This is a genomic window from Kribbella sp. NPDC048837 (genome assembly GCF_055586945.1).
The window spans coordinates 23,414-48,881 of record NZ_JBVJHF010000002.1; the positions used below are offsets into that span (position 1 = coordinate 23,414).

General features: G+C 69.6%; 25 protein-coding genes and 1 pseudogene. 13 read left to right on the plus strand and 13 right to left on the minus strand.

Annotated features, from left to right (window positions below; all coding sequences use genetic code 11):
• The first annotated feature begins 57 nt into the window (after positions 1 to 57).
• Positions 58 to 849: a glycosyltransferase family 2 protein gene (locus tag ACZ6O0_RS08015; protein WP_465764110.1), complete on the plus strand. Its 792-nt coding sequence runs from the start codon at positions 58 to 60 to the stop codon at positions 847 to 849.
• Positions 846 to 2,405, plus strand: coding sequence for an MptA/MptB family glycosyltransferase (locus ACZ6O0_RS08020; RefSeq protein WP_465764111.1), 1,560 nt, complete (start codon positions 846 to 848; stop codon positions 2,403 to 2,405). Before ACZ6O0_RS08015 ends, ACZ6O0_RS08020 begins: the two co-directional genes overlap by 4 nt.
• Here ACZ6O0_RS08020 and larC read toward each other — a convergent pair.
• Positions 2,402 to 3,643 carry a nickel pincer cofactor biosynthesis protein LarC gene (gene larC, locus ACZ6O0_RS08025; protein WP_465764112.1) on the minus strand — a complete coding sequence of 414 codons (1,242 nt, stop codon included), beginning with the start codon at positions 3,641 to 3,643 and terminating at the stop codon, positions 2,402 to 2,404. The genes ACZ6O0_RS08020 and larC overlap by 4 nt on opposite strands.
• Positions 3,640 to 4,359, minus strand: a complete 720-nt coding sequence (gene larB, locus ACZ6O0_RS08030; RefSeq protein WP_465764113.1) for a nickel pincer cofactor biosynthesis protein LarB — start codon at positions 4,357 to 4,359, stop codon at positions 3,640 to 3,642. Before larB ends, larC begins: the two co-directional genes overlap by 4 nt.
• Before the next feature lie 111 nt (positions 4,360 to 4,470).
• Between larB and ACZ6O0_RS08035 the strand changes: the two genes are divergently transcribed.
• On the plus strand, positions 4,471 to 4,959 hold the full coding sequence (locus ACZ6O0_RS08035; RefSeq protein WP_465764114.1) for a DUF4446 family protein: 489 nt from the start codon (positions 4,471 to 4,473) through the stop codon (positions 4,957 to 4,959).
• A 17-nt stretch (positions 4,960 to 4,976) separates the two neighbouring features.
• Here the strand turns inward: ACZ6O0_RS08035 and ACZ6O0_RS08040 are convergent, their stop codons facing one another.
• Positions 4,977 to 6,569, minus strand: coding sequence for a bifunctional phosphatase PAP2/diacylglycerol kinase family protein (locus tag ACZ6O0_RS08040; RefSeq protein ID WP_465764115.1), 1,593 nt, complete (start codon positions 6,567 to 6,569; stop codon positions 4,977 to 4,979).
• A gap of 252 nt (positions 6,570 to 6,821) precedes the next feature.
• Between ACZ6O0_RS08040 and serS the strand changes: the two genes are divergently transcribed.
• Positions 6,822 to 8,096, plus strand: a complete 1,275-nt coding sequence (gene serS, locus ACZ6O0_RS08045; protein ID WP_465764116.1) for a serine--tRNA ligase — start codon at positions 6,822 to 6,824, stop codon at positions 8,094 to 8,096.
• Positions 8,093 to 8,887, plus strand: a complete 795-nt coding sequence (locus ACZ6O0_RS08050) for an HAD family hydrolase (protein ID WP_465764117.1) — start codon at positions 8,093 to 8,095, stop codon at positions 8,885 to 8,887. Before serS ends, ACZ6O0_RS08050 begins: the two co-directional genes overlap by 4 nt.
• A gap of 136 nt (positions 8,888 to 9,023) precedes the next feature.
• Here the strand turns inward: ACZ6O0_RS08050 and ACZ6O0_RS08055 are convergent, their stop codons facing one another.
• Positions 9,024 to 9,581, minus strand: coding sequence for a WhiB family transcriptional regulator (locus tag ACZ6O0_RS08055; RefSeq protein ID WP_465764118.1), 558 nt, complete (start codon positions 9,579 to 9,581; stop codon positions 9,024 to 9,026).
• A 569-nt stretch (positions 9,582 to 10,150) separates the two neighbouring features.
• Here ACZ6O0_RS08055 and ACZ6O0_RS08060 point away from each other — a divergent pair.
• Positions 10,151 to 10,969, plus strand: a complete 819-nt coding sequence (locus ACZ6O0_RS08060) for an HAD-IIB family hydrolase (RefSeq protein ID WP_465764119.1) — start codon at positions 10,151 to 10,153, stop codon at positions 10,967 to 10,969.
• Positions 10,970 to 10,973: 4 nt separating this feature from the next.
• Here ACZ6O0_RS08060 and ACZ6O0_RS08065 read toward each other — a convergent pair whose 3' ends face one another.
• The 3 genes from ACZ6O0_RS08065 to ACZ6O0_RS08075 all read right to left on the minus strand — a co-directional run bounded on the left by ACZ6O0_RS08065 (position 10,974) and on the right by ACZ6O0_RS08075 (position 13,056).
• A complete protein-coding gene (locus ACZ6O0_RS08065; protein ID WP_465764120.1) occupies positions 10,974 to 11,597 on the minus strand; it encodes a bacterial proteasome activator family protein in 624 nt (207 codons plus the stop codon).
• Between the two features lie 53 nt (positions 11,598 to 11,650).
• A complete protein-coding gene (locus ACZ6O0_RS08070; RefSeq protein WP_465764121.1) occupies positions 11,651 to 12,181 on the minus strand; it encodes a CGNR zinc finger domain-containing protein in 531 nt (176 codons plus the stop codon).
• Between the two features lie 302 nt (positions 12,182 to 12,483).
• On the minus strand, positions 12,484 to 13,056 hold the full coding sequence (locus tag ACZ6O0_RS08075) for a TetR/AcrR family transcriptional regulator (RefSeq protein ID WP_465764122.1): 573 nt from the start codon (positions 13,054 to 13,056) through the stop codon (positions 12,484 to 12,486).
• 74 nt (positions 13,057 to 13,130) lie between these two features.
• Here ACZ6O0_RS08075 and ACZ6O0_RS08080 point away from each other — a divergent pair, with 74 nt between their 5' ends.
• The gene (locus tag ACZ6O0_RS08080; protein ID WP_465764123.1) at positions 13,131 to 13,547 is read left to right on the plus strand and encodes a VOC family protein; all 417 of its coding nucleotides are present in this window, start codon (positions 13,131 to 13,133) and stop codon (positions 13,545 to 13,547) included.
• Here ACZ6O0_RS08080 and ACZ6O0_RS08085 read toward each other — a convergent pair.
• Genes ACZ6O0_RS08085 through mobA form a run of 3 tightly spaced genes read right to left on the minus strand, consistent with a single transcriptional unit; the run spans position 13,544 to position 15,991 of the window.
• The gene (locus ACZ6O0_RS08085) at positions 13,544 to 14,521 is read right to left on the minus strand and encodes an NAD(P)H-quinone oxidoreductase (protein WP_465764124.1); all 978 of its coding nucleotides are present in this window, start codon (positions 14,519 to 14,521) and stop codon (positions 13,544 to 13,546) included. The genes ACZ6O0_RS08080 and ACZ6O0_RS08085 overlap by 4 nt on opposite strands.
• A 16-nt stretch (positions 14,522 to 14,537) precedes the next feature.
• Positions 14,538 to 15,419 carry a phosphotransferase family protein gene (locus ACZ6O0_RS08090; RefSeq protein ID WP_465764125.1) on the minus strand — a complete coding sequence of 294 codons (882 nt, stop codon included), beginning with the start codon at positions 15,417 to 15,419 and terminating at the stop codon, positions 14,538 to 14,540.
• Positions 15,420 to 15,451: 32 nt separating this feature from the next.
• Positions 15,452 to 15,991: a molybdenum cofactor guanylyltransferase gene (gene mobA / locus ACZ6O0_RS08095; RefSeq protein ID WP_465764126.1), complete on the minus strand. Its 540-nt coding sequence runs from the start codon at positions 15,989 to 15,991 to the stop codon at positions 15,452 to 15,454.
• Between the two features lie 52 nt (positions 15,992 to 16,043).
• Here mobA and ACZ6O0_RS08100 point away from each other — a divergent pair, with 52 nt between their 5' ends.
• The 6 genes and pseudogenes from ACZ6O0_RS08100 (at position 16,044) to ACZ6O0_RS08125 (ending at position 21,734) form a co-directional block, all read left to right on the plus strand.
• Positions 16,044 to 16,835, plus strand: coding sequence for a carbon-nitrogen hydrolase family protein (locus ACZ6O0_RS08100; RefSeq protein WP_465764127.1), 792 nt, complete (start codon positions 16,044 to 16,046; stop codon positions 16,833 to 16,835).
• A 72-nt stretch (positions 16,836 to 16,907) separates the two neighbouring features.
• Positions 16,908 to 17,684: pseudogene (gene cobC / locus ACZ6O0_RS08105) on the plus strand (Rv2231c family pyridoxal phosphate-dependent protein CobC); the annotation flags it as partial.
• A gap of 1,039 nt (positions 17,685 to 18,723) precedes the next feature.
• Positions 18,724 to 19,083, plus strand: a complete 360-nt coding sequence (locus ACZ6O0_RS08110) for a hypothetical protein (protein WP_465764128.1) — start codon at positions 18,724 to 18,726, stop codon at positions 19,081 to 19,083.
• A 3-nt stretch (positions 19,084 to 19,086) separates the two neighbouring features.
• On the plus strand, positions 19,087 to 19,437 hold the full coding sequence (locus ACZ6O0_RS08115) for a hypothetical protein (protein ID WP_465764129.1): 351 nt from the start codon (positions 19,087 to 19,089) through the stop codon (positions 19,435 to 19,437).
• Complete coding sequence (locus ACZ6O0_RS08120) at positions 19,400 to 20,647, plus strand: cupin domain-containing protein (protein ID WP_465764130.1); 1,248 nt, start codon at positions 19,400 to 19,402, stop codon at positions 20,645 to 20,647. Before ACZ6O0_RS08115 ends, ACZ6O0_RS08120 begins: the two co-directional genes overlap by 38 nt.
• Positions 20,648 to 21,218: 571 nt before the next feature.
• Entirely contained in the window at positions 21,219 to 21,734 is a 516-nt protein-coding gene (locus ACZ6O0_RS08125; RefSeq protein WP_465765568.1) for a sucrase ferredoxin, read from the plus strand.
• Between the two features lie 83 nt (positions 21,735 to 21,817).
• On the opposite strand, the gene ACZ6O0_RS08130 is transcribed toward ACZ6O0_RS08125, so the two are convergent.
• The 3 genes from ACZ6O0_RS08130 to ACZ6O0_RS08140 all read right to left on the minus strand — a co-directional run bounded on the left by ACZ6O0_RS08130 (position 21,818) and on the right by ACZ6O0_RS08140 (position 25,204).
• Positions 21,818 to 22,414, minus strand: coding sequence for a gamma carbonic anhydrase family protein (locus tag ACZ6O0_RS08130; protein ID WP_465764131.1), 597 nt, complete (start codon positions 22,412 to 22,414; stop codon positions 21,818 to 21,820).
• A 262-nt stretch (positions 22,415 to 22,676) separates the two neighbouring features.
• On the minus strand, positions 22,677 to 23,894 hold the full coding sequence (locus ACZ6O0_RS08135; protein WP_465764132.1) for an MFS transporter: 1,218 nt from the start codon (positions 23,892 to 23,894) through the stop codon (positions 22,677 to 22,679).
• Between the two features lie 74 nt (positions 23,895 to 23,968).
• Positions 23,969 to 25,204 (minus strand): MFS transporter, encoded by a 1,236-nt coding sequence (locus ACZ6O0_RS08140; protein ID WP_465764133.1) that lies wholly within the window; start codon positions 25,202 to 25,204, stop codon positions 23,969 to 23,971.
• Positions 25,205 to 25,468: the final 264 nt, after the last annotated feature.

The following is a 25,468-nucleotide window of genomic DNA, read 5'->3' on the forward strand; positions in this document are numbered from 1 at the left end:
ACAGCAGCCGGGATCTGACGCGGTCGATCGGCTGGGAAGGAACTAGGCTGCGGTGCTGTGTCCGGTCATGATCTGCCATCCGAGCCTTATCAGCGTGCCGTCGCCTGTGTGATCCCGGCGAAGGACGAGGCGGAGCGGATCGCGGCCACGGTGGACGCGGTGCACAAGATCATCGGGGTGGACCTGGTCGTGGTCGTCGACGACGGCTCCGCGGACCGGACGGCGCAAGCCGCCGAGCGCGCCGGGGCAGTCGTCGTCCGCCACGACCGGAACCGGGGGAAGGCGGCGGCGATGGAGACCGGGGCGGCGGCGGTCGCGCAGCGGGACGGCGCCCGGCCGCGGCACCTGCTGTTCCTCGACGCCGACCTGACCGACTCCGCGACGGCCGCGGCGCCGCTGATCGAGCCGGTGCAGACCGGTCAGGCCGACATGACCATCGGCACGCTGCCGGCGCAGGTGCGGGCCGACGGCTCGAAGGCCGGCGGGCACGGGTTCGTCGTCCGGCTGGCTCGCGCCGGGATCGAGGAGGCGACCGGCTGGGCGCCGGAGCAGCCGCTGTCGGGGCAGCGCTGCCTGACCCGGGCCGCGTTCGACTCCGCCGTGCCGCTGGCGGCCGGGTTCGGGGTCGAGACCGCGCTGAGCATCGATCTCGGGCGCAAGGGCTTCCGCATCGTCGAGGTGCCGATCGAGGTCCGGCACCGGGCCACCGGCACGGATCTGCGCGGCCAGCTCCACCGCGCCAAGCAGTATCTGCACGTCCGTCGCGCCCTCGCCGCGCGCAGCGCCCTGCCCGTGGACAGTGGCGGTCCGTCGTTGCGGAGCCTGTTCCCGCGGAAATCGTCGCAATGAGCACCAGCGAAACCACCACCGACCGGCAGTTGGGCGACCGGTTCGGGCGTCGTGCGGTCGCGCTCTACCTCGCCTGCGCGGCGCTGATCGTCGCGGCCGGCCTGCTCGGCCCGTCCGTGGTCGTGCTGACCCTGACCAACCGGCACGCCTGGCTCCCGTCGTACTGGTTCGACAGCAAGCCGAACGACTGGCTCGTCACGGTGATGATCTACGTCGCCATCCTGCTCGGCGGGTACGGCGTGTTCCTGGCCACCAAGGCGCTCAAGCACGGCTGGGCCCCGCGGGTCGACCGATTGGTTGCCCTCGGCATCGGTACGACGGCGGCCATCACGCTGGTCCCGCCGATGGCCTCCGGCGACGTGCTGATCTACGCGGCGTACGGCCGGATCATGTCGCTCGGCGGCAATCCGTACACGACCGCCCCGGCGGACACGATCCGGCTCGGCTACGACCCGGTGATCGCGGCGACCGAGCGGCCGTGGCAGGGCGCCAAGAGTGTGTACGGCCCGATCGCCACGTGGATCCAGTGGATCGCGTCGCTGATCGGCGGCGACTCGATGCAGCTGACCGTGTGGATGCTGCAACTGTCGGTCGCGATCAGCCTCGTCGTCACCGGGCTGCTGCTGCTCAAGCTCGTCGGTCCCAACCTGCCGAACCGGCGCCGCGTGATCATGCTCGGCCTGGCGAACCCGCTGATCCTGTGGACGGTCCTGGCCGGGGCGCACAACGACGCGATCGCGGTGATGTTCGCGGTGATCGGGCTCGTGCTGTTCCGGCGGCACGTGTTCTTGGCCGGCATCCTGATCGGCGTCGCGGGCTGCACCAAGCTGTCCATCGGCCTGGTCGGTGTGGCGATGCTGTGGTCGCTGCGCGCGGATCGGCGCAAGGCCGCGATCTTCTGCGGCGGCGGTGCGCTCGCCATGGGCGGTCTGTACGCCGTGGTCGGCCTGCAGGCGTTCCAGCAGGCGCGCTCGCAGACTTCGTTCATCTCCACCGGCACGCCGCACAAGGTCCTGCTGAGCTTCTTCACCCTGTTCCTGCCGAACGGGTTGGTGCGCACCGTCCTGGCGATCCTCGCGTGGGTCGGCCTGATCGTGGTCGCGATCCTGCTGACGCAGGTGTTCCCGAAGTCGATCGTGCCGCAGACGCATCCGGACGACCCGACGCCGGCCGCGATCCGCTACACCGCGATCTACGCGATCGCCTGGATCCTCACCGCGATGTACTCACTGCCCTGGTACGACCTGATCGCCTGGGTCGCGCTGGCCGCGGTGGCCGCCTCGAAGGTCGACGGGCTGATGGTGGTCCGGACGACGATGCTCGCGATCGCGTACGTCCCCGGCCGGGATCCGAACGCACGCCAGGTCGCCGCGAGCCTGTCCGACTCCCTCGAGTGGTTCAGCGCGCGGCTCCGCGACACCATCTGCCCGGCCGTCGAGCTCGCGGTCCTGATCGGCCTGATCGTCTGGGCCCGTCGCGGCGGAGCCCAGTGGTGGCCGTACGACTGGCCCCGCCGCAAACAGAAGACCCTTCCGCAGAAGGCCGAGGCCCGCTAGCCCCAGAGGTCGTGCCCGGCCGCGATCGCCTTGGCGAGGACGGTCTTGACCGGCTTCTTCAGGGCGGCGGCCGCGGCGGCCACGTCGTCGTACTCCGGCTGCACGTTGACCACCTGACCGCCGTACCGGGCGATCTTCACGTGGATGCGCTGGCCGTCGACGTCGACCGAGGCGAACTCCCGGTCCGCGGCGTGCTTGCGGATGCCGAACTCCCGCAGGCCGATCGCGGACGTCTCGGCCAGGATGACCGAGCGGACCACTTCGGCGTTCGCGCTGCCGACCAGGACCGACAGGGTGTGCGCGGGGCGGCCCTTCTTCATCAGGATCGGGGTCAGCCACGCGTCGGCCGCGCCGGCCTCCATCAGCCGGGCCAGCACCTGCGGCCAGATCCGCGGATCCAGGTCGTCGACGTTGGTCTCGTACACGAGTTCGGTGGACGACTCCTCGATCGACTCACCCAGCACCACGCGCACGATGTTCGGCACCTCGACCGGGTCCCGCCCGCCCGCGCCCACGCCGGTCTGCTCGATCCGCATCGGCGGGAGCAGCCCGAAGTCGTCGGCGAGCGACGCCAGCAGGGCCGCCCCGGTCGGCGTGGTCATCTCGTACGCCGCGGCGCCGCCGGTGACCGGAGCCTCGGCCTCGGAGAGCAGGTGGAGTACGGCGGGACCCGGGATCGGGATGCCGCCGTGCTGGCCGCGGACCTGGGTGCCGCCGCCGAGGGCGATCGTCGAGACGACGATCCGGTCGATGTCCAGCGCGACAGAGGCCGCGGCCACGCCGACGATGTCCGCGATCGCGTCCAGCGCGCCGACTTCGTGGAAGTGCACGGCGTCAGGTTCGACCCCGTGCGCCGAGGCCTCGGCCCGCGCCAGCCGGGCGAACGTGTCCAGGGCGCGATCCCGGACCGCCTCGGCCAGATTGGCCTCCTCCAGCAGGCGACGCACGTCCGCCCAGGCCCGGGTCGGCGGATGACCGTGCTCATGACCGTGGCCGTGGCCATGACCATGGCCGCTGTCGAGGACGCTCTCCGGGTGCGGTGTTCCGTGCACCTCGACCGTGGCCTTGGTGGCGGCGATCTGATGGCGCATGGCGCGCTCGACGCTCACGGACAGCGAAGGATCCACCGCCGCGACGGCCGCGTTGACCACGCCGACGTCAGCCCCGGCGTCGAGGAATGCGCCGAGCAGCATGTCGCCCGAGGCGCCGGCCGAGCAATCGATCCAGGCGATTCTCACTGCGTCTCCTTGGACTCACGAGGCGCGGAGCGACGGGCCACCCGGGCCGCGAACACGCCGGCACCGAAGCCGTTGTCGATGTTCACCACGGACACCCCCGGCGCGCATGAGTTGAGCATCGCCAGCAACGCGGCCAGCCCACCGAACGAAGCGCCGTACCCGACCGACGTCGGTACGGCGACCAGCGGTACGCCGACGAGTCCGCCGACCACGCTCGGCAGCGCACCCTCCATGCCGGCCACGACGATCAGGCAGTCCGCCGCGTCGAGGCGCTCCCGCACCCCCATCACCCGGTGCAGCCCGGCGACGCCCACGTCGGTGATCCGGTCGACGTTCGCCCCGAACACCTCGGCCGTCGTCGCAGCCTCGGCCGCGACCGGGGCGTCCGACGTACCCGCCGCGACCACGGCGACGGTCCCACGCAGTACGGGCGCCGCACCGAGGACCGCCGTACGCCCGACCGGATCGACCACCGCGGTGGGCAGGGCTGCGGCGACCGCCTCCTGGGCCTCGACCGTCAGCCGGGTCGCCAGTACGGCGTGACCGGGGTGAGTGGTGTGCAGTGTGCGCAGCAGTTCGACCACCTGGCTGGGCGTCTTGCCGGCGCCGTACACCACCTCGGCGTCGCCGGTGCGCTCGAGCCGATCGGTGTCGAGGCGTGCGTATCCCAGGTCGTGGACACCAGGTTGGGGACCTTGGTCAGGCAAATGAGTCACGCCGAGAATCTACGTGGCCTGGGCGGATGACACGTTGTGTGGTCTCACCGCGCACTCTCCGCAGTCACCTGAATACTCAGGCATAACAGCTCATGCCTTAGGCTTCCGAGCGTGTCTTCGTCGTTAGCCGGTGCATTCGGAATCGCCGCTCTGTTCGTGGCGGTGCTCGCCCTGGTGTTCGCCATCCAGGCCCTGCGGGCGAACACCGGCACGTCCAAGTCGGCCGGAGTTCCGCCGGCACCGGCGCCCGAGCCGGAGCCGCAGCAGCCGGAGGCCAAGCCCGGCACGGTCCGCTCCGAGCTCCGCAAACTGGGCAAGGAGATCGAGGTCACCCGCGGGGAGCTGCGCGAGACGCTGCAGCACCTGGCGGTGGTCCGCTACGACGCGTTCGGCGACACCGGCGGGAAGTTGTCGTGGTCGATGGCGCTGCTGGACGACAAGGGTGACGGGGTCGTGCTGACGTCGATCAACAGCCGGGCCGACGCGCGGACGTACGCCAAGGAGATCAAGGCGTTCGCGAGCGAGGCCAAGCTGTCGCCCGAGGAAGAAGAGGCGATCGAGACCCTCCGCAAAGAGTCGGAGCAGAAGCCCAGCAACTGATCGCGCGGAGGGGTGGGTTAGCGGCGCTTGGGGACTCGTGCGGTGAGTGCGCCGGGCTCGATCTCGGCGGTCAGGTGGCGGCCGGGGCCGATCGGGTCGCCGTCCAACTGACGCTGGACGTCGACCGCCGCGGTGATCTCCACCTTCCGCCCGGTGAACCGCTCCAGGTACATGTCCGTCCGGTTCGTCCGGGTCAGCAGCCGCCAGACGACGATCGGCCACTGCGTCACCCGGCGCGGAGCGATCACCACGACATCGAGCAGCCCGTCGTCCGGCCGCGCGTCCGGCAGCAGCGGGATGTTCGCCTGCAGCATCCCGACGTTGCCGATCACGACCGTCCGGACTCGCCGGTCGATCGGCTCCGCGTCGTCCAGCGCGAGCCGCACCCGCACGGACGGGTGGTTGATGTTCTTCGCCGCCGACACCAGGTACGCCGTCCAGCCGATCTGCGCCTTCAGATGCGGCGGCGCGTCCGAGATGATCGCCGCGTCCAGCCCGAGCCCGGCCATCACCGCGAACCGGTCCGTGTCCAGTTCGTCGCCGCGCACGCGGACCAGGTCGATCCGCCGGTCCCGGCCGTCCAGGATCCGCTCCAGCGCGTCGTCCAGGTCGAGCGGGATGTGCAGGTTCCGGGCCAGCAGGTTCCCGGTGCCGGCCGGGATCACTCCGACCGGGATCCCGGTGTGCGCCAGCGCCGCGCAGACCACCCGGACCGTACCGTCACCGCCGGCGACCAGCACCAGATCCGACTCGTTCTCGATCGCCCGCTTGGCCATCGCGTTCCCGGCGTCGTCCACGCGGGTCTCCAGCCACAACGGGTCGTCGTACCCGCGGACCGAGAGCGCCCGGGTCACCTTCCGCCGGAACGCCACGCCGTCGCCGACCTTGATCGGGTTCACGATCACGGCGGCCCGCGGCGGGATCGTCGTACCGTCGCTCTCCGCCGGCGTGCGGCGGCGCCGCCGGCGCAGCCCGGGCCGGAGACCGAACCCGATCGACGTGGCGGTCAGGATCGCCAGGCCGAGCGCCCACCCGCCGAGCACGTCCGACACGTAGTTCACGTTCAGCGCGATCCGGTCGGCGGACGCGATCCACACCACCGCGATCGTCGGCAGCATCACCAGCAACCGGAACCGGCGTCGCCAGCCCCGGACCGACGGCAGCACGACGCCCAGTGCGCCGGCCATCACGAACGCGGCGGCCGCATGGCCCGAGACGTACGACCAGCCGTCGGGGTCGACCAGCGCCTGGGCCGGCTGGGGCCGCTCGAAGATGTACCTGACCGCCTGGACCAGGGCGAGCTCGGCCCCGGCGGACACCAGCAGCCAGAACGCCAGCACCCGCGCCCGGCGGTGCCAGAGGTACGCCGCCACCACGACGACCACCGCCCGTGACGTCCACGGCAGGACGACCGCGCCGACCACCTGCCAGAAGTCGATCACGCTCTCGTGGGTGGCGCCGTACGCCGCGGCCCGGGCCGAGACGGACTCGTCCCAGCGCTCCAGCGGCGGCCAGTGCCGGAAGACGAGCAGGGTGATCACCACGAACGGCAGCGCACCCAGGACGACCGTGAACGCACGGCCGACCGGACTGGGTGGATGGTGGTTCATGACCCGCTCAGATCCCCCTCGATGATCGCCTGCAGTCGTGCTTCATCGAGAGCCGCCGGCACATCCAGCGGCGCCCCAGACGCCTGCTGGCGGCGTTGTCGTCGTCGCGCGATGCTCCGCATCGCGCTCCTCCTCCGCCTTGCCAGCGAACGCCTGGACCACCGCTGAATGCACCATCGACTCTCGATGAAGCACACCACATCATCCCGAATAGACTTCGCCGTCCGTGACACGCCCCGATACCCTCGGGGTGTGATTGACGCGAAACTGCTCCGTGAGAACCCCGATGTCGTGCGCGCGGCCCTGACCAAGCGCGGTGAGAGTGCGGACCTGGTCGACCAGATCCTGGTGGCCGACAGTGAGCGTCGATCGTCCATCTCCGCCTTCGAGGCGCTCCGGGCCGAGCAGAAGTCGCTCGGCAAGCAGGTCGCCCAGGCCAAGGGCGACGAGCGCACCGCGCTGCTGGACCGGACCAAGACCCTGGCCGCCGAGGTGAAGGCGAACGAGGCCGCCGCGAACGAGGCCGGGAACCGCTTCGACGAGCTCGCCCGCGCGCTGCCGAACCTGGTCTCCGACGAGGCCCCGGTCGGCGGCGAGGACGACTTCGTCGTGGTCGAGGAGGTCGGCAAGCCGCGCGACTTCGCCGCCGAGGGCTTCGAGCCGCGCGACCACCTCGAGCTGGGCGAGCTGCTCGGCGCGATCGACATGGAACGCGGCGCGAAGATCAGCGGCTCGCGGTTCTACTTCCTCAAGGGCGCCGGCATGCTGCTCCAGCTGGGCATGCTGCAGCTGGCGATCCAGCAGGCGGTCGAGGCCGGCTTCACCCCGATGATCACGCCGACCCTGGTCAAGCCCGAGGTGATGGGCGGCACCGGCTACCTGTCGGCCCACGACGACGTCTACCGGCTCGAGGACCCCGAGCTGTACCTGACCGGTACGTCGGAGGTCGCCCTGGCCGGCTACCACATGGACGAGATCCTCGACCTGTCCAACGGCCCGATCCGGTACGCCGGCTGGTCGTCCTGCTACCGCAAGGAGGCCGGGTCGCACGGGAAGGACACCCGCGGGATCATCCGCGTCCACCAGTTCGACAAGGTCGAGATGTTCTCCTACTGCAGCCTGGACGAGGCCGCCGCCGAGCACCAGCGGCTGCTCGGCTGGGAGAAGGAGATGCTCGACAAGATGGAGCTGTGCTACCGGGTGATCGACACCGCGACCGGTGACCTCGGCATCTCGGCGTACCGGAAGTTCGACTGCGAGGCCTGGGTGCCGACGCAGGGCCGGTACCGGGAGCTGACCTCGACGTCGAACTGCACCGACTTCCAGGCCCGCCGGCTGAACATCCGGCACCGGGACGCCGACGGGAAGACGCAGCCGGTCGCGACGCTGAACGGGACGCTGGCCACCACCCGCTGGATCGTCGCCATCCTGGAGACGCACCAGCTGGCCGACGGCTCCGTCCGGGTGCCGACCGCCCTCCGCCCGTTCCTCGGCGGCCGCGAGGTCCTCGAACCGGTCGGTCGATGACGGACGGACCGCGGCCGACGGCCGTTGCCCTGGACATCGATGGAACGCTGATCGACCACGACGAAGGGATTTCGCCGGCGGTCATCGACGCGGTCCGGCGGACCGCCGCCCAGGTGCCGGTGATCCTGGCGACCGGCCGGGCCTGGTCGACCACCAAGCCGGTGGCCGAGCGGTTCGGCCTGCCGGCCGGCGGATTCGTTGTCTGTAGCAACGGCGCGCGGACGATGCGGTTCCCGGACGGCAAGGTCGTGGACGAGCGGACGTTCGATCCGACGACGGTGATCGCCTCGGTGCGCAAGTACGCCCCGAACGCCCGGATGGCGGTCGAGGAGCACGACGGCAGCTACCTGGTCACCGCGCCGTTCCCGGACGGTGATCTCGGCACCGGTGCGATGATCCGGGTGGTCAACGACGACGAGCTCGCGCCGGAGCCCGTGACCCGGTTGATCATCCGGGACCCGGAGCAGTCCGAGGCCGACTTCGTCCGGCTGGCCGAGCGCCTCGGTCTGCACGGCGTGAGCTACTTCGTCGGCTGGACCGCCTGGCTCGACATCGCGCCCGAGGGTGTGGACAAGTCGACCGGGCTGAAGGTCGCCCTGGCGCAGTACGACCTCGACCCGTCCGGCCTGCTCGCGATTGGGGACGGACGCAACGACATCGAGATGCTGACCTACGCCGGTCGCGGGATCTCGATGGGGTCGGCGCCGGACGAGGTCAAGGCCGCCGCCGACGAGGTGACCAAGTCGGTCCAGGACGACGGCGTCGCGGCCGTCCTCAACCGCTGGTTCTGAGGCCAGGCCTTTCGGTCAGCATCGAAAGGCTTGACAACCTGAAATTGCCGTAGGCAAGCGAAGGGCCCGGAATCCCTGTGTGTACAGAGATTCCGGGCCCTTCTTCCGATAGTCCGCTGGCGGGCCGAGTATCGGATCAGGCGACCCGGCTGCTGCCGGTCCGGCGGGGCCGGCTGTGCTGGTGGTCGATCACCGTGTCGAACGCGTCGAGGACGGCGTTGACCTCCGGGCGCGGCCGCGGCGTCTTGGCGACCGGGCTCTGTCCGCGGCGGGCGCGGCGCAGGTGCCGCTTGACCGTCGACAGCGAGCATCCCAGCCGCATCGCCAGGGACTCCAGGCTGTCGTTCGGGTACTGCGTGCGCAGCCGCAGGACCTCCTCGTGGCTGACCGGCCGGCGGGTGCCGCGGGCACCGGCGAGCTGGTCGAAGTCGTCGGCCTGGACCTCGACGTCGAGCAGGTTACGGATCGAACGCCGTTGTGCGGCGGTGGTTCCGGCGACGAAGCCACTCACGTCGTGCTCGGCGACGGCGCTGTACAAGCAGTCGGTGAACAGCGGGCACGAAGCGCACAATGCCTTCGCCTCGCGCACCAGTTGCTCGTACCGCTCCCGGGTGCGACGGGTGGCGGACGCGGGCGGCGGCTCTTCCATCAGGCGGTGCTGGAAAATGTCCGAACGAGCGATGCAGCCGGTCATCGCCCCTTCCCTGGTGGAAGATGTGTCGACAGCCGCTCGGGAGCTATTGCCCCCCGGCCCCGCTAGATTGGCGCTGTTGACGGTCATCAAGGCTCCCCAAGTATCAGGACCCGTGTGAACGAACGGCGAACGACGTTCGGCCCTACGGATCCACTAGCTGATGGACCGGCGAACTGTTGCCGGACCCACCGTGTCGTCCCGGGCGCGGGACGCACCGATCCATAACTGTTGACGCCGCTACCGCGGATTTGGTTGCAGCCAATTCCGCAACGGTTTGACGGCGTTTGTGTGTTGTTGAGGGTTGGTGGGGCTGCATCAGTCGCGCTGATCCAGAACAGGCTTACGACGCGGCCGAATCGCCCCCGGTTCCCCGCCAGACCAACGCATGAAATCACGCGCAAACCGGGCTGCGCAGGGGAACTTGCTGCCTTTGCAGCATCCTGCCGTAACGGTCTGATGACGTTGTCAAAAGCTCAATCAGATAAGTCAGAAACGTCTGAAACCGAGGTCCGATGGCTTGCGCCGGACGTGCCGGGAGGAGTAATGAAACCTCCGGATACGGTAGCCGGGTGACCGCCACCGACAGCCCTCGCCCTCCCCGCCTGATCGCCACCGATCTCGACGGAACGCTGGTCCGCAGCGACGGAACGGTGTCGAAGCGCACCCGTGCCGTGGTGCTCGCGGCCCAGCACGCCGGAAGTGTTTTCGTGATGGTCACCGCGCGGCCACCTCGCTGGCTGCACGATCTGGCTGACCTGGTCGGCGACCACGGTGTCGCGATAGTTGCCAACGGCGCCATTCTGTACGACGTCGTGCGCCGCAAGGCGATCCGGACCCGGTTGATCGACCCGACGGTCGCCCTCGAGGTGGCGCGGGCGATCCGTACGGAGATTCCCGAGGTGGAGTTCGCCATCGAGCGACCGGACCGCTACGGACAGGAACCGAATTACCTGAACCGCTGGCCGAAGCCGGACGACACGCTGGTCGCGGCCATCGATGTCCTGCTGTCCGAGCCGGCCGCCAAGCTGCTGGTCCGCCATCCCAGCTGGCACTCCGACGAACTTCTCGCCCGCATCGGGCCGGTCGTCGGCGATCGGGTGACCGCGAGTCACAGCGGTGGTCACAGTCTGGTGGAGATCTCGGCCAGCGGTGTCTCCAAGGCCGCGATGCTGGCCGATTTCGCTGCGGACCAAGGGATTTCGGCCGCCGAGACGATCGCGTTCGGTGACTCCGTCAACGATCTGCCCATGCTGGCCTGGGCGGGGACGTCGTACGGCGTGGCCAACGCGCACGCCGACGTACTGGCAGTGGTCGACGTCGTGTGCCCGGCAAACGACGAGGACGGCGTCGCCGCCGTCCTCGAAGAGTTGTTTCAGCCTTTGAATTAAGGGACTACAGGTACATCCCGCCGCTGCCCGGACCGTCGGTGTTGCCCGCCTGCGGTGCACCGGGGAAGCCGGGGACGTCGTCCTCGGCCGGCAGCTGCTGGCCACCGGGGAGTGCGCGCCGCATCTGCTCCAGCTGCTGGCGGGCCGCCATCTGCTGGGCGAACAGCGCGGTCTGGATGCCGTGGAACAAGCCTTCCAGCCAGCCGACCAGCTGGGCCTGCGCGATCCGCAGCTCGGCCTCGGTCGGCGTGGTGTCGTCGGTGAAGTCGAGGCTGAGGCGTTCGAGCTCTTCGACCAGCTCGGGCGCGAGGCCGGTCTCGAGCTCCTTGATCGACGCCTCGTGGATCGCCTTCAGCCGCTGCCGCGACGCTTCGTCGAGCGGAGCGGACTTCACTTCCTCGAGCAGGTTGCGGATCATGTTGGCGACCCGCATTACCTTGGCCGGCTGCTCGACCAGCTCGGTCACCGAGCGCGGTTCGTCCTGCTCGTCGTGCTCGTCACGGTCACGCTCGGAGCGCGGCGGCCCCTCGACGGCCATTCCGTCCGGCCCGACGATCAGCACCTTGCCGTCCTCGGTCCGCGCACCGGCCATCGGCACTGCCTGGCTCTCGCTGCTGCTCTCGGTCATTTGCCCATCCTAGATCGGTCGTGCGCACCCCCGAACGGACGGTTGTGGACAACTCAGGCGGTCCGCGCGCGATGGCGCCGGACCGCGTCCCGGTTCGCGCAGGCGGGACTGCAGTACCGCTGCCGGCCGGTGCGCGAGAGGTCGGCGTACACGGTGTTGCAGCCGTCTGCCGCGCAGCGTCCGAGCCGGGTGATGCCACGGCCGGCCAGGTGCAGCGCGGTCCCCGTGCTGATCAGCGTCGCGACCAGCCGGCCGACCGGGACCTTGTCGGGCCGATAGTGCATGTGCCAGCCGTCGCCGGCGTGGTTGGTGAGGCGCGGATGCTCGGTGTACTTGGCCAGCATCGCGTTGATCAGGTCGACCCGCGTCTGCTCGTCGGTCGCGTCCACGACCGCGAGCCACTCGTCGAGGGCGACGCGGACGGCCGCCAGGTCTGCGGCGGTGACGCGGCGCTCACGGACCAGGCGGCTCTCGACACCACTCTCCTCGCAGCGCTCGGCCAGCTCCTCGGGCGTGGTCGCGGGACGGGTGGCCAGGTTGACCGCGAGCAGGACCGCGTCCGCGCCGTAAGGGTTGAGATGCATAATGCCATTACATCACGATGGACCCATGACAGCCGGAAACGAAGTCCATCGGCACCGCTGGAACGCGGTGTCCTCCCATCAGGTGAGCGAAGGCCTGGTCGTGTACCAGCGGTGTGCCTGCGGTCAATGGCGAGTCACAAGCACACCGCCGTACGCCGTTGCCTACCCAGAGATCGCGCAGGCCGGTTAGCCGATCCTTCGCCGGCGCAGGGCGGCAACCGCGTTGCGGTTCAGCGACATCAGATCGTTGCCGTCGACAAGTACTTCGCCGCTGGTCGGTATGCGGCGGTCAAGGGGCCGGTCTAGTCCTCGCGGACCAGGCGCTTGACCAGCCGGGTGGTGACGGCGTCGACGTCGTACGGGCGGCCGGTGCCGGGGGTGAGCTGGTCGAGGACCAGGCCGTCGATGGCGAAGTGCAGCAGGCGGATCTCTTCGGCGCCGCCCGGCAGGCCGGCGTTCGCGTTGAAGGCGACGTCGGCGTCGAAGCCCTGCCTGATCGTGCGGGACAGGATCTCGTGCAGACCCGGCCGGCGGGCGGCTTCGAGGCGGAGTTCGAGCAGGGCGAGGGAGAGTTCCGGGCGGCCGAGCAGTCGCTCGACGATGTAGCGGACGTAGTCGGTCATCAGGTCGAGGCTCGGCGCTCGCTCGGCGAGTGGCTCGATCACCGCCTGGTCAGGCGCGAGCCGCTCGAAGATGCGCTCACCGAGGGCACCGAGCAGGGCGTCGCGCGTACGGAAGTAGTTGGACGCGGTGCCGGCGGGGAGGCCGGCGGCGGCGTCGACGGCGCGGTGGGTCAGGCCGCGGGCGCCGGCCTCCGCGAGGACCGCGAGGCCGGCGTCGGCGAGTTGGGTCCGGCGTTCGGGGTTGCTGGGCATGTTGACAAGGCTAGCAGGGATCCACTACAACTGTCGTACACAACAACGACACCTGTAGTGATTAGGAGAACCGTATGCAACCTGCGGCATTCGGCGCGACCGTGGTCACCGACCGCACGGCAGAGGTCGCCGCCTTCTACCAGCAGTACTTCGACCTGCGGATCGCCATCGACCTCGGCTGGTTCATCACCCTGCGCCGGGGCGAAGCGGACTGGGAGCTGGCCATCTGCGAGCGCGGCCACGCGACGGTCCCGGCCGCGGTGTCCGCTGCTCAGGAGAGCTCTACCCTCTTCGGCTTCATCGTCGACGACGTGGACAAGGTTGCCGCCGCGCTCACCGAAGCCGGCGTCGCCTTGGAGACCGAGCCGGTCACCGAGGTCTTCGGCCAGCGCCACTTCTTCGTCCGCGACCCAGCAGGCACCTGGCTCGATGTCATCCAACTGGTCGAGCCCGACCCGGACTGGCTGGCCGCCAACCTGCCGTCCGCCTAGAGGGTCAGGAGGATCTTGCCGAGGTGGGTGGATTCCTCGAGGTCCTGGTGGGCGCGGGCCACCTCGGCGAGAGGGTAGGTGGCGTGGACGATCGGGTGGACCTTCTTCTCGGCGATCAGCGGCCAGACGTGGCCGACGACCTCGGCGAGGATGCGGCCCTTGTCCTGGACCGAGCGGACTCGCAGGCCGGTGCCGGTGATCGAGCCGCGGCGGCTCATCAGCCGGCCGAGATCCAGCTCGCCCTTCGTGCCACCCTGCATCCCGATCACCACCAGGCGACCGTCGTACGCGAGCGTCTTCACGTTGTCGGTCAGGTACTTCGCGCCGATGATGTCGAGGATCACGTCGGCCCCGGCCTTACGGGTCGCCTCCTGGACCACCGACGCCCACTCGGCTTCCTTGTAGTTGATCGCGACATCCGCGCCGAGCCGGGTGCAGAACTCCATCTTGTCCTTGCTGCCGACCGTGGTCAGCACCCGCGCGCCGTGCGCGACCCCGAGCTGGATCGCCATCGAGCCGATCCCGGACGAGCCGCCGTGCACGAGCAGCGTCTCGCCTGCTTTGAGATGCGCGGTCATGAACACGTTCGACCACACCGTGGCGACCACCTCGGGCAGCGCCGCGGCACTGACCAGGTCGAGCCCCTCCGGCACCGGCATCACCTGCGGAGCCGGTACGGCGACCTTCTCGGCGTAGCCACCACCGGCGAGCAGCGCGCAGCACTCGTCGCCGACGGACCAGCCCTCGACCTCGGCACCGACCGCGGAGATCGTGCCGGACACCTCGAGCCCGATCGTCCCCGGTGCGCCGGGCGGCGGTGGATAGAACCCTTGCCGCTGCAGCAGATCGGCCCGGTTCACCCCAGCGGCGACCACGTCGATGACGACCTCGTCGACGGCCGGCCGCGGATCCTCGATCTCGCCGACCGTCAGAACCTCGACCCCACCGGCACCCTCACATACGACAGCTCGCATGCTGCCCACCGTACCGTCAGCCGTTGACCAGCTCAGCCAGCTCCGCGGCGATGCTGTCGAGGTGAGTGGTCTCGCCTATCGACGCGAACCAGTCCCATAGTTCGAGCGAGTGGTAGACGCGGTACAGCGCGAGCCGGTCTTCCCAGTCGGCCGGGAGGACGCCGTACCCGTCGATCAGGCCGGCGAGCTTGTCGGCGTTGCCGCGGATCGAGTACGACACGGTCTTCGCGAGGTCGATCAGCGGGTCGGCGGCGATCGCGTTCTCGACGTCGATGAATCCGGTCACCCGACCGGTCGCCGGATCCACGAGCACGTTGCCCTCGTGGAAATCGTTGTGACACAGGACGGGTGCTTCGTTGTTCGCCAGCAATCCTTGGTGGGTGTCAGCGAACTTGCCGATCTTCTCGCGCAGTGCCTGGTCTCCGCCGAGCTGCTCGAACTCACCGAGCTTCTTGGCGAACTGCCTGCGCATGTACTGGTCGTTGTCCGGCAACGGATCGAGGATCCGATCGGTCAGATACCCGTACGCCGGCTGCGGGATGCGATGCACGCGGGCGAGCAGTTCCCCGAGCTCGGCGTACGTCGTTCGCCAGTCAGGCGGCTCGTGCTCCGACAGCGGTACGCCGTCGAGCTTCGTCAGGACTGTGAACGAGTCCTGCTCGTCGGCGTGGATCACGCGGGGGATCGAGCCGTTCAGTTCCGAGGCCAGCAGCCGGTAGACGTGGACTTCCTTGGCCTGCTTCCAGGCCCACTCCGGCGCGTACACCTTCACGATCAGCGGGTCGGCGTCCGCTCGCCGTACCTCGAAGACTGTGCTCAGCTGGCCGCCGGTCCGTTGGACGACTTCGGTGACTTCGCTCCCCGGCGCCGCCTTGGCCACCATCTCCGCGATATCCACAGCCTCACGCTAGGAGGGGTGTCCACCGGTTTTCAGTCATCCAGATCTGACCAGGTGTCGACGTCGTCGCCGGCTCGGGTGGGGGCGGACCAGGCGAGATCGAGTCCCGCGAGCAGGCGGCGTACCGACTTGTCGCGGGGATCCCCGATCTGCCGAATCGCTTCGGTGAGCGCCGTACGGCGGTACGCGGCCGCGAGCCGCTGTTCGCGGCCATCCGTGTCCCGCAGCCCGTGGCCGTCGTGGTCACCGAGTCCGTCGAGCAACTGTGCGACGTCGTCCTTCGTCAGCCAGGGCAGGTCGCAACTCAGCAGGACGACGACCGGCGCGCTGCCCTGGGTCAGCCCGGCCGCGATCCCCGCCACCGGACCACCGGCCGGTGGATCCTCGACGGTCCAGGCGACCGGGCGGCAGGTCGTGCGGACCCGGCCGACCACCACGGTCGACGCCGCGTCACCGGTTGCCGTCAGCACTCGGTCGAGCAGCGTGACGCCGTCGAGCACCAGCATCGCCTTGTCCACCCCGCCGAACCGGGTCGACCCACCCCCAGCGAGCACCAGCGCGTCGAACTCCACGAAGGCAGTCTCCCATCGGCACCAGACCGGCTCTTTGCGGCACCATGGAGAAGTGAAGATCGCCGTGGTGCAGACCGCCAGCAGTGACGACAAGGCCGCCAACCGCGACCTGGTGACGCGTCTCGTCGCCGACGCGGCGCAGAGCCGGCCGGACCTCGTCGTACTCCCGGAAGCGATGATGTCCGACTTCGCCGTCGAAGGCGGCTCGGTGGCGGAGGCCGCGGAGGCGCTGGACGGGGAGTTCGTCGACACGCTGCGGAAGTCCGCGGTCGAGCACGGCGTGGCGATCGTGGCCGGGATGTTCGAGCGCAGTTGTGACCAGCACCGTCCGTACAACACGCTGCTGGCCGTCGGTGCGGACGGGTCGCTGCTCGGTGCGTACCGCAAGATCCATCTGTACGACGCCTTCGGGTACAAGGAGTCGGATCAGCTGACGTCAGGCGACGTGGCGCCGGTGGTCGTCAAGGTCGGCGACGTGTCGCTGGGGCTGATGACTTGCTACGACCTGCGCTTTCCTGAGCTGTCGCGTGCGTTGATCGACGCTGGTGCGCAGGTGCTCGTCGTTCCGGCGGCGTGGGTTCGTGGGCCGTTGAAGGAGCACCACTGGACCACACTGCTCACTGCTCGCGCGGTGGAGAACACGTCATATGTGGCGGCCGCTGCGCAGAACGGGAAGAAGTACTGCGGTCTCAGTCAGGTCATCGATCCGCAGGGGATCGCAGTGGCGTCCGTGGGTGAGTCGGACGGGCATGCGGTCGCGGAGATCTCGGTGGAGCGGCTGGCCGACGTACGCAAGCGCAACCCTTCCCTCCAGAACCGCCGCTACACGGTGACCCCGCGCTGACGACCACTGCGCGGACTTCCTGGTCCGGAATCCGGCCGGAGCCGCTAGCCTCCAGGGGTGCTGGATGGGTTTGATCTGGAGCATCACGGCGACCTCGAGGTCGGCGACGGTCTGGTCGATCTCGCCGTCAACGTTCGGGCGGGGACACCGCCGCCGTGGCTGATCGAGGAGATCACGAGCAGCCTGACGGACCTGGCGGCGTACCCACGGCAGGACGCGGCCGTCGCCGCGATCGCCGCGCGGCACCGGGTCGCGCCCGATCGGGTCCTGCTGACCGCGGGTGCGGCGGAGGCGTTCGTACTGATCGCGAGGGCGTTCCGGCCGCGGCATGCGGTGGTGGTTCATCCACAGTTCACCGAACCCGAGGCGGCGCTCCGGTCGGCCGGGCATGTGGTCGACCGGGTGATCCTGCGTCCCGAGGACGGGTTCGTCCTCGATCCGCGGGCGGTGCCGGGGGACGCCGATCTCGTGGTGATCGGCAATCCGACCAACCCGACGTCGGTCCTGCATCGCGCCGACGACCTGCGGGAGCTCGCCCGTCCGGACCGGGTCCTGGTCGTCGACGAGGCGTTCATGGACGCGGTGCCGGGTGAACCTGAGTCGCTCGCGGGCGCGTCGATCCCCGGGCTGGTGGTGATCCGGAGTCTGACGAAGACGTGGGGGCTTGCCGGGCTGCGGGTCGGGTATGTGCTCGCGGCGCCGGGCCTGATCGAGCAGCTGGCCGCCGTCCAGCCGCACTGGCCCGTGTCCACACCTGCCCTCGCCGCAGCAATTGCCTGCAGCAACAAACAAGCCGCAGCCGAGGCGGCCCAAGCAGCCCTGGAGATCGACCGCCACCGCGCCCACCTACTCGAGAGCCTGGGACTCTGGCGTCCAACCGGCCCCAGCCTCGGAGCCCCAACCGGATCGGGGTTCCCGGCCTCGACCTGGTCCGGATTCCCGGCCTCGACCGGGTTCGGGTTCCCGGCCTCGTCCGGGTCTGGGGTCCGGGACTCGTCCGGACACGAGATCATCGGCTCGACCGGATCCGGGATCGGCGGCTCGATCGGGTCCGCGGGCGGAGGCTTTGCCGGCTCTGGCTCTGGCTCTGGCTCCGGCTCCGGCTCCGTGCGCGCGTCCGGGTCTGGGCTCGGAGGTTCGACCGGGTCCGGGATCGTTGGCTCGACCGGATCCGGGATCCTGGGCTCCGTGGGATCCGACGTCGGCGGCTCTGCCGAGTCCGGGATCGAACGCTTGGACGGTGAGGGCTTTGCCGGCTCGAGGAGCGCGGGTTCTGCCGCGGCCGGTGTCGAGGGCTCGGCCGGATCCGAGGTCGGCGGCTTTGCAGGGTCTGGGGTCCTGGGCTCCTCTGGGCGTGGAGACCCTGCCGGATCCGGGGTCGAGGGGTCAGGCGGGTCCCGGGTCGCGATACCGGTCGCGACGTATGGCGTGCCGCGGGGGCCGTTCGTGCTTGTGCGGGTCGCGGGTGGCGCCGTACTGCGGGAATCCCTGCGAGAGCGTGGATTCGCGGTCCGGCGCGGGGACACGTTCCCGGGGCTCGGACCGGACTGGCTGCGGATCGCGGTCCGGCCCGAGGACGTCACTGACAGCTTCGCGAAGGTGTGGCGCGATCTCACGTCCTGACCGCCCGCGGCGCGGCTTCGCGGCCGCGATCGAGGTCGTGCGACGTTCGCCGTAGAACCGAGTTGGCGCTGTAATCCCTGAGGGGTTTAGTCCACCCCCACTTTGCGCACAGGATGGTCCCGAGTGCCCTGCTCCTTGCCCGGCACTCTTCCTGGCCATTCGCGAAAAGGGAGCAGCACGATGGGTCTGAACGACGAAGACATCAACACCTCATCCGACGGCGGAGAGGGTCTCGCGGACGGCGGCGCGACCGTGGGTGGGACGGATGGCGGAGCCGACGGCAGCGCCGGCGGATACGGAGGCTCGCCCGGCGGCGAAGGCCCAGCCGACGGCGGCGCGAACCCAGGCGGCACCGACGGCGGCGCCGACGGTGGTGCAGACGGAGGTGCCGGTGAAGGCCCAGCGGATGGCGGCGCAACTCCGGGCGGCACGGATGGCGGTGCTGACGGTGGCGCAGATGGCGGCGCCGGTGAAGGCCCAGCGGACGGCGGCGCGACCCCGGGCGGCACTGACGGCGGAGCAGACGGCGGCGCCGGCGAGGGTCCAGCGGATGGCGGCGCAACTCCCGGCGGCACGGATGGCGGTGCCGACGGTGGTGCAGACGGCGGCGCCGGTGAAGGCCTAGCGGATGGTGGCGCGACAGCGGGCGGCACAGATGGTGGCGCCGACGGTGGTGCGGGTGGCTATGGCGGTGGCGAAGGCCCAGCCGACGGCGGTGCGACTCCTGGTGGCACTGACGGCGGAGCCGATGGAGGTGCAGATGGCGGTGCCGGTGGTGAAGGGCCGGCGGATGGTGGGGCTAACCCGGGCGCGAGTGATGGCGGCGCGGACGGTGGGGCCGATGGTGGTGCCGGCGGTGAGGGTCCTGCGGACGGTGGCGCCGACGCGAATGCGACCGACGGTGGTGCTGATGGTGGAGCGGGCGGGGGCGCTGGGAGTTGGTGAGTACGGTGCCGGGAGCCGGGCCGCTGCCGGATGAGCGCCCGGCTCTCCGGCGCTGCGTAGCGGGTGATCTGGACGAGTTCGCGAACTCCTACTGGGGTACGCGCGCTCTGCTGTCCCACGGCCCGGACCTCCCCGCGCCGTACGACGACCTGTTCACCCTGGAAGCCGCCGACGAGCTCCTGTCCCGCCGCGGCCTCCGGACCCCGTTCCTGCGGATCGCCAAGAACGGCGCGGTCATCGGCGACGGACAGTTCACCGGGCCGGGCGGTGTCGGCGCGGACATCGCGGACCAGATCCGCGACGACAAGGTGGCCTCGCTGTTCGCCAGCGGCCACACCGTCGTACTGCAAGCTCTACACCGCACCTGGCCGGCCCTGGTCGACTTCGCGACCCAACTCTCGGCCGACGCAGGTCATCCGGTCCAGATCAACGCGTACATCACTCCGGCCGAGTCACAGGGCTTCTCGGCGCACTACGACGTACACGACGTCTTTGTCCTGCAGGTAGCGGGCGAGAAGCACTGGACCGTACACGAGCCGGTCCACGTCGACCCGCTGCGCAACCAGCCTTGGACCGACCACTCGAAGGCAGTAGCCGCGGCCGCGCGCGACAAGTCCCCAGTGATCGACGACGTGCTCCGACCGGGCGACGCCCTCTACGTGCCACGCGGATTCCTCCACTCAGCCAAAGCGCTCGGCGGAGTCAGTGCACATCTGACCATCGGACTGCACACCCTGACGCGCTACCTCCTCGTGCAAGAGCTAGCCGCGCTGGCCGCCGACGAGGCATCGCTCCGGACCGCTCTACCCCTCGGCTTCGACCCAGGCGATCCAGACCAGCTGAGCAAGGTGCTCCCCGAGGTGGCCGACCTCTTCATCCGCCAGATCCAATCGGCGACCCCCGACGCCCTCGCCGCCCGCCTCAGACGCCGCACCTGGTCCGGCAACCGCCCAGCCCCGCTGTCCCCCCTCGCCCACGCAGCCTCCATCACTTCCCTGGCAGTCGGTACGACGGTCCGCCTCCGCACCGGCCTCCGCTGCCGAGTAATCCCCGGCGACCCCGTAGTCCTCCAACTCCCAGACCGCACCATCACGCTGCCAGCCGTCACCGCCGACGCGGTCACCGAACTGTGCTCCGGCACCGACTGCAAAGTAGGCGCCCTCCCCGGCCTCGACGAACCCGACCAACTAGTCCTAGTACGCCGCCTCCTCACCGAGGCGGTCCTGGTCGCGACCACCTCGTGAACATCCCGGACTGGCTGGGCGGGCATCACTAAGGTGAGTAGGCGTGGCGGGTACTGAAGGCGGCTACCGACCGGAGACGGGCTGCGCCGCCCTGGCAGACCTCCGCGGCGACTCCCTCGTCGCCTCCGCCCCACCAGCCACCCGCTGGCTCCTCATCGAGTCCCACCAGCCATGGCCCCGCAACGCCCTAACCGCCCTCGGCGTGGAACGTCCCCGCACAGGAAACGCCCGCGGTGAGGCTGCCCGCGAGGGGAGCGCCGAGGCGATAGGCCCCGGCATCGGGTACGCAGGCGTGGGGAGTGCTGGGGGTGTCGGCGCGGGAGGTGCTGTGGGGGCGGTCTGGGGTGCGGGTGGGTTGGGGGTGGAGGTTGCTCGGGTTTGTCGGGAACTGGGGATTCGGGCGGTGTTGGTTCGGCGGTTTGGGCGGGTGGATCGGGGGGCGGCGCGGCGGTGGGGGGTGGTGGATTGCCGGCCGGGGCGGGAGTCGGTTCGGTGGGGGGAGTTGCCTGCGGATGAGCATGTGCTGGATGTGCTTGCGGGTGCGGACCGGGGGACGGTCAGTCACGAGCCGGTGTATTTGGTGTGCACGCATGGGCGGCATGACGCGTGTTGTGCCGTGCGGGGGCGGCCGGTGGCTGCGGCGTTGGCGGCTGCTTACCCTGACCGGACCTGGGAATGCAGTCACATCGGCGGCGACAGGTTCGCGGCAAATGTCGTCGTACTGCCGCATGGGCTGTTCTACGGGCATGTGTCGGTGACCCGCGCCGTCGAACTCGCCAAGCGGTACGACGAGGGCACCGTCGTACCCGATCTCCTCCGTGGATCGGGTGCGTTCACACCACCAGTTCAAGCAGCGCAGCACTTCGCGCGTGCGGCCGGCCAACCACTTGCCGTCGACAACCTCCGTCCTCTAGCAGTTCAGGAGCTTCCCAATCACCGCTGGCTGGTGACGCTCGCTTCCACCACTGGCCCGATCACCGTCGAGCTGTCGGTCCACCTCGACACCATCGACGCCCGCCTGACGTGCGCGGGCACGGCACCTGCCCAAGTACGCCGCTTCGAACTGCGCAACCTCACCACCGGTTGATGGCGACCGCCTGGCCGAAGAACGCGCCGAGCGATCACGGAACACGCCCAGCGATCACAGGGTCGAGCAGCAGAGATCAGCGATCACGACTCGAGGAGGCGATCGGACTGGTGGGCGCCGTAGTAGGTCGATTGGCGGGACATGATGTCGCGCATCGGCGTGCCGCGGGGTACGCCGTACACGGTGCCGGGGAAGTCCAGTTCGCGCTGGAGTTGCCAGAGCTCTTCGTGCCGGTCAGGCGAGAAGAGCTGGGCCGGGTCGCCGGCCGCGATCCATCCGATCGGGAGGACCGCGCCAGGTTCCAGGCGCGAGTTCACGTGCAGCACGCTGTTGATCCGTAGCTCCGCGCCTGCGCCGGCGACAGAACCGGGGAACAACGCGGCGCCCGTGGCGATGAAGACTTCGTCCTCGACCGTGGCGCCGTTCACGTGTGCATGGGGACCTACCAGGACCGCGTCGCCGAGCAGGGCGGGATGGTCGGCCCGGCCGCGCACCAGGGCGTTCTCCATCACCACACTGTTCTCACCGAGACGGACCTCGCCGTTCTCCGCCGTCAGCACCGCACCGTGCAGGACTCGGCTGCCCTCGGCCAGCACGACGGCTCCGCAGAGCACGGCCGATGGGGCGACGTAAGCGGATTCAGGCACGACCGGTCGGCGGCCGCGGTGTTCCAGCAGCATGTGTCGCTGTCCTTCCGTCGATCATCACCTCGTCTTTCCTCAGCTGTACCCGATAGGTGAAGGGTTCTCCACAGCCCGGGTCCTCACAACCCGGGCGGCGGCGCCCGGCGGCCGTCCACATCGAAGGTGGGAGGCTCGGTCGACCGGACGATCCGGGGTGGAGAACCGCGAACTGGGAAAACATTAGAACAGATGTTCGACAGTGCGCAACGCATCCTGACACGTCAGATTTACTGGGCAAACCTGCCCCTGAGGGTGTGGGTCAGGCGTGCTGAGCGGTGCTCTGCGGGATCACCCGTCCCAGCGCGAGCATCGTCACGCTGGCCACCAGGGCCACAGCACTCACGGCCAGCCACGGAAGCTCGTGGTGCACCTCGAAGAGCTGCGCGAAGAACGCAGGCGCCAGCACACTCGCGAACGTGAAGCTGTACTGCCAGTAGGACAAATACTTCCCGCGTCCGACCACCGGCGCCACTGCGGCCGACAGCGCGTTGTTGGTCGCAGCATGCAGTACGTCGGCGAACGCGAAGAAGGCCGTGGCCAGCACGAGCACAGGCACCACCAGCGCCCCCGGCAGGTGCAGCAACGACGCCATCAGCAGGCCCCACGCCGCCCAGGCCACGCCAGACATGGCCATCACGTTCGTACGACGACGACGCTCGGTGTGCCGTATGACCAGTGTCTGGCCGGTCGCCAGGACCACACTGGTCGCGGCCAACAGGACGCCGACCAGCCACTTGGATACGGGCAGTGCCTCAGCGATGTACACAGGCAGTCCGACACCGAACATCATCATGCAGAGGGCCAGCAGGGTGTTAGCGGCGATCAGCACCAGGAACGGCTTGTCCTCGCGCAGGAGTGGAGCCGGTCCGGTGTCGTGCTTGGTCTGCTCGTGGTGCGACGGATGCAACCGCAGTAGAAGCAGACCGGCCACGAAGAACGTCATCGCGTCGAGGGCCATCGCGATCAGGAACGGTGTGTCGCCACCGATGGCCAGCAGTGCGCCGGCCGCCAGACCGCCGAGGGCGAACCCTCCTGCCTGCATCATGCCGCCGAGGGCGAACCATCTGTCGCGGTCGCCCTTGTCCGCGACGTCAGCCAGCAGACTGAAGATCGCGGACCAGAACGCCCGCTGTCCGGTCGTCATCACGAGCGCGCAGAGGAAGAGGAGCCAGAGCGACCGGCCGAAGAAGAAGCCGGTGAACGCGAGGCCCTGGGCGAACTGCGCGCCGATCACCAGGTTGCGCGGCCCCACGCTGTCGATTACCTGACCCACCGCGGCCGGTGCGGCGATGGAGAAGAGAGTCGCGACCGTCAGCACCAGCCCCGCCTTGCCGAGTGGTACGTCGGCGACCCTGACGAAGTAGAGCAGCAGAAGCGGCCCGGCGCACCCGCCGCCGAACGAGTCGATGGCCAGCGCGACCAGGAGTGGTACGCGCCCGCGCACCTTCGGGAGACCGAGGGATGTGGCTGTGGGCATGACAGTGCTCTCCCATCGCATCGGCTCGGCGTCAACGAACATAGCAATCGTTCTCCGAGCCGCTCCAACCGATTTCAGTCCGCTGCGGGCACCCGGCGTACCGAGACGTTTCGAAGTGGCCGCCAGGCGACCGCTGTCATCAGCACCATCGCCACGAACGCAACGGCGAACGGCGCGGCCAGTCCGTACCGCTGCGCGAGTACGCCGCCCAGTGCCGAGCCGATCGCGGCCCCGCCGACCGAGGCCAGCAAGTAGACGCTGTTCACTCGCCCCATCAGCGGCTCCGGCGTCGCCAACTGCCGAGCTGTAGTCGACACGATGCCCCACACCACCGCGTGGACGCCGAACACCGCCATGGTCGCGCCGGCGACCCACGGGCTCCGGGTGAGCGCCAAGATCAGGTGGACCGTCGTCTCGATCACCAGACCGGCGCGCAGCAGAGTCAGTGAGCCGACTCGCGGTTCTAGCAGGTGGTACGCCGGCATGCCGAGGACAGCTCCGATTGCGCCGACTGAGATGAGCAGTCCGAACTGCGTCTCACTCAGACCGAGCCGCTCCCGGGCGAACAGCACCCAGGTCGCGAAGGCCGCGCAGAAGGTGATGTTCATGACCAGGATCGAGCACGCCAACGTCCGTACGCCGGCGTGGTGCCAGAGCCAGCGGACTCCCTCGCGCACTTCGGTCCAGAGCGCCGTACCCGATTGCTCAGGCATGGGCGGACGTACGGCGACCCGCGCGATCAGGGCGGCCGCAGCGGCGAAGGTGATCGCATCGAAGACCAGTGGCACCCCGGCCCCGACTGCGAACAGCAGTGCGCCGAGCGGTGGACCGCCTAGCTGCTGCAGAACGGTCCCACTGGCGAATAGGCGCGCGTTGGCCCGACCGAGGTGTGCTTTGGGTACGGCGCTCACGAGCAACGCACTGGATGCGTTGTCGGCGAGGGTTTCCGCCGTACCGAGTAGGAAGAGCGACAGATAGATCGCCCACAGGGGCGATGCGTCGAGCAGTACGGCGGCGCCGAGTGCGGCGAGCACCGTGGCGCGAAAGAGGTCTGCTGCAACCACCATCAGCCGGCGGTCGAGCCGGTCGACCAGTGCGCCGCTGAACAGGGCGAACAGCAGCCATGGCAGCTGCTGGACGAAGGCGGCCGCGCCGACGGCGGCCGGTTCGCTCGTGATCGAGGCGACGAGGAGCGGGCCGGCGGCGAGCATGGCGCCGTCGCCGAGGTTGGAGATGATCGAGGCCGGCCAGATCTTGCGGAAGTCGGATCCGAGTGCGGACGGCAGCAGGTACGTACCGAGAGAACGCATGCGTGAGCTCCAGAGGGCACGACGGAACAACCGGAACTGCCGGCGTGACGCCGGCGGGACCCGGTCGGCTGCACCACAGCCGGCCGGATGGCCCGGTCAGCCGCTGGTCAGCGCGCCGACCGGACGGTGTGTGCCACGTCCTCGAACGACCGAGACATTGCGCTCACCTCCGTCCGTACCCCAGGCGGCCCGTCCGCCTGTGCCGCGACCATACCGGCCGCCACCCGCCCCCGCACTCGACTTCCACCCCACTGCCCTGCGCTA

What these genes read in the sequence shown, in the direction of transcription:
- ACZ6O0_RS08020 (WP_465764111.1), top strand. Translation starts at nt 846, where the DNA reads ATGAGCACCAGCGAAACCACCACCGACCGGCAGTTGGGCGACCGGTTC.
- ACZ6O0_RS08040 (WP_465764115.1), bottom strand. Translation starts at nt 6,569, where the DNA reads ATGAACCACCATCCACCCAGTCCGGTCGGCCGTGCGTTCACGGTCGTC.
- ACZ6O0_RS08050 (WP_465764117.1), top strand. Translation starts at nt 8,093, where the DNA reads ATGACGGACGGACCGCGGCCGACGGCCGTTGCCCTGGACATCGATGGA.
- ACZ6O0_RS08055 (WP_465764118.1), bottom strand. Translation starts at nt 9,581, where the DNA reads ATGACCGGCTGCATCGCTCGTTCGGACATTTTCCAGCACCGCCTGATG.
- ACZ6O0_RS08065 (WP_465764120.1), bottom strand. Translation starts at nt 11,597, where the DNA reads ATGACCGAGAGCAGCAGCGAGAGCCAGGCAGTGCCGATGGCCGGTGCG.
- ACZ6O0_RS08070 (WP_465764121.1), bottom strand. Translation starts at nt 12,181, where the DNA reads ATGCATCTCAACCCTTACGGCGCGGACGCGGTCCTGCTCGCGGTCAAC.
- ACZ6O0_RS08075 (WP_465764122.1), bottom strand. Translation starts at nt 13,056, where the DNA reads ATGCCCAGCAACCCCGAACGCCGGACCCAACTCGCCGACGCCGGCCTC.
- ACZ6O0_RS08080 (WP_465764123.1), top strand. Translation starts at nt 13,131, where the DNA reads ATGCAACCTGCGGCATTCGGCGCGACCGTGGTCACCGACCGCACGGCA.
- ACZ6O0_RS08085 (WP_465764124.1), bottom strand. Translation starts at nt 14,521, where the DNA reads ATGCGAGCTGTCGTATGTGAGGGTGCCGGTGGGGTCGAGGTTCTGACG.
- ACZ6O0_RS08110 (WP_465764128.1), top strand. Translation starts at nt 18,724, where the DNA reads ATGGCGGAGCCGACGGCAGCGCCGGCGGATACGGAGGCTCGCCCGGCG.
- ACZ6O0_RS08115 (WP_465764129.1), top strand. Translation starts at nt 19,087, where the DNA reads ATGGTGGCGCGACAGCGGGCGGCACAGATGGTGGCGCCGACGGTGGTG.
- ACZ6O0_RS08130 (WP_465764131.1), bottom strand. Translation starts at nt 22,414, where the DNA reads ATGCTGCTGGAACACCGCGGCCGCCGACCGGTCGTGCCTGAATCCGCT.
- ACZ6O0_RS08135 (WP_465764132.1), bottom strand. Translation starts at nt 23,894, where the DNA reads ATGCCCACAGCCACATCCCTCGGTCTCCCGAAGGTGCGCGGGCGCGTA.
- ACZ6O0_RS08140 (WP_465764133.1), bottom strand. Translation starts at nt 25,204, where the DNA reads ATGCGTTCTCTCGGTACGTACCTGCTGCCGTCCGCACTCGGATCCGAC.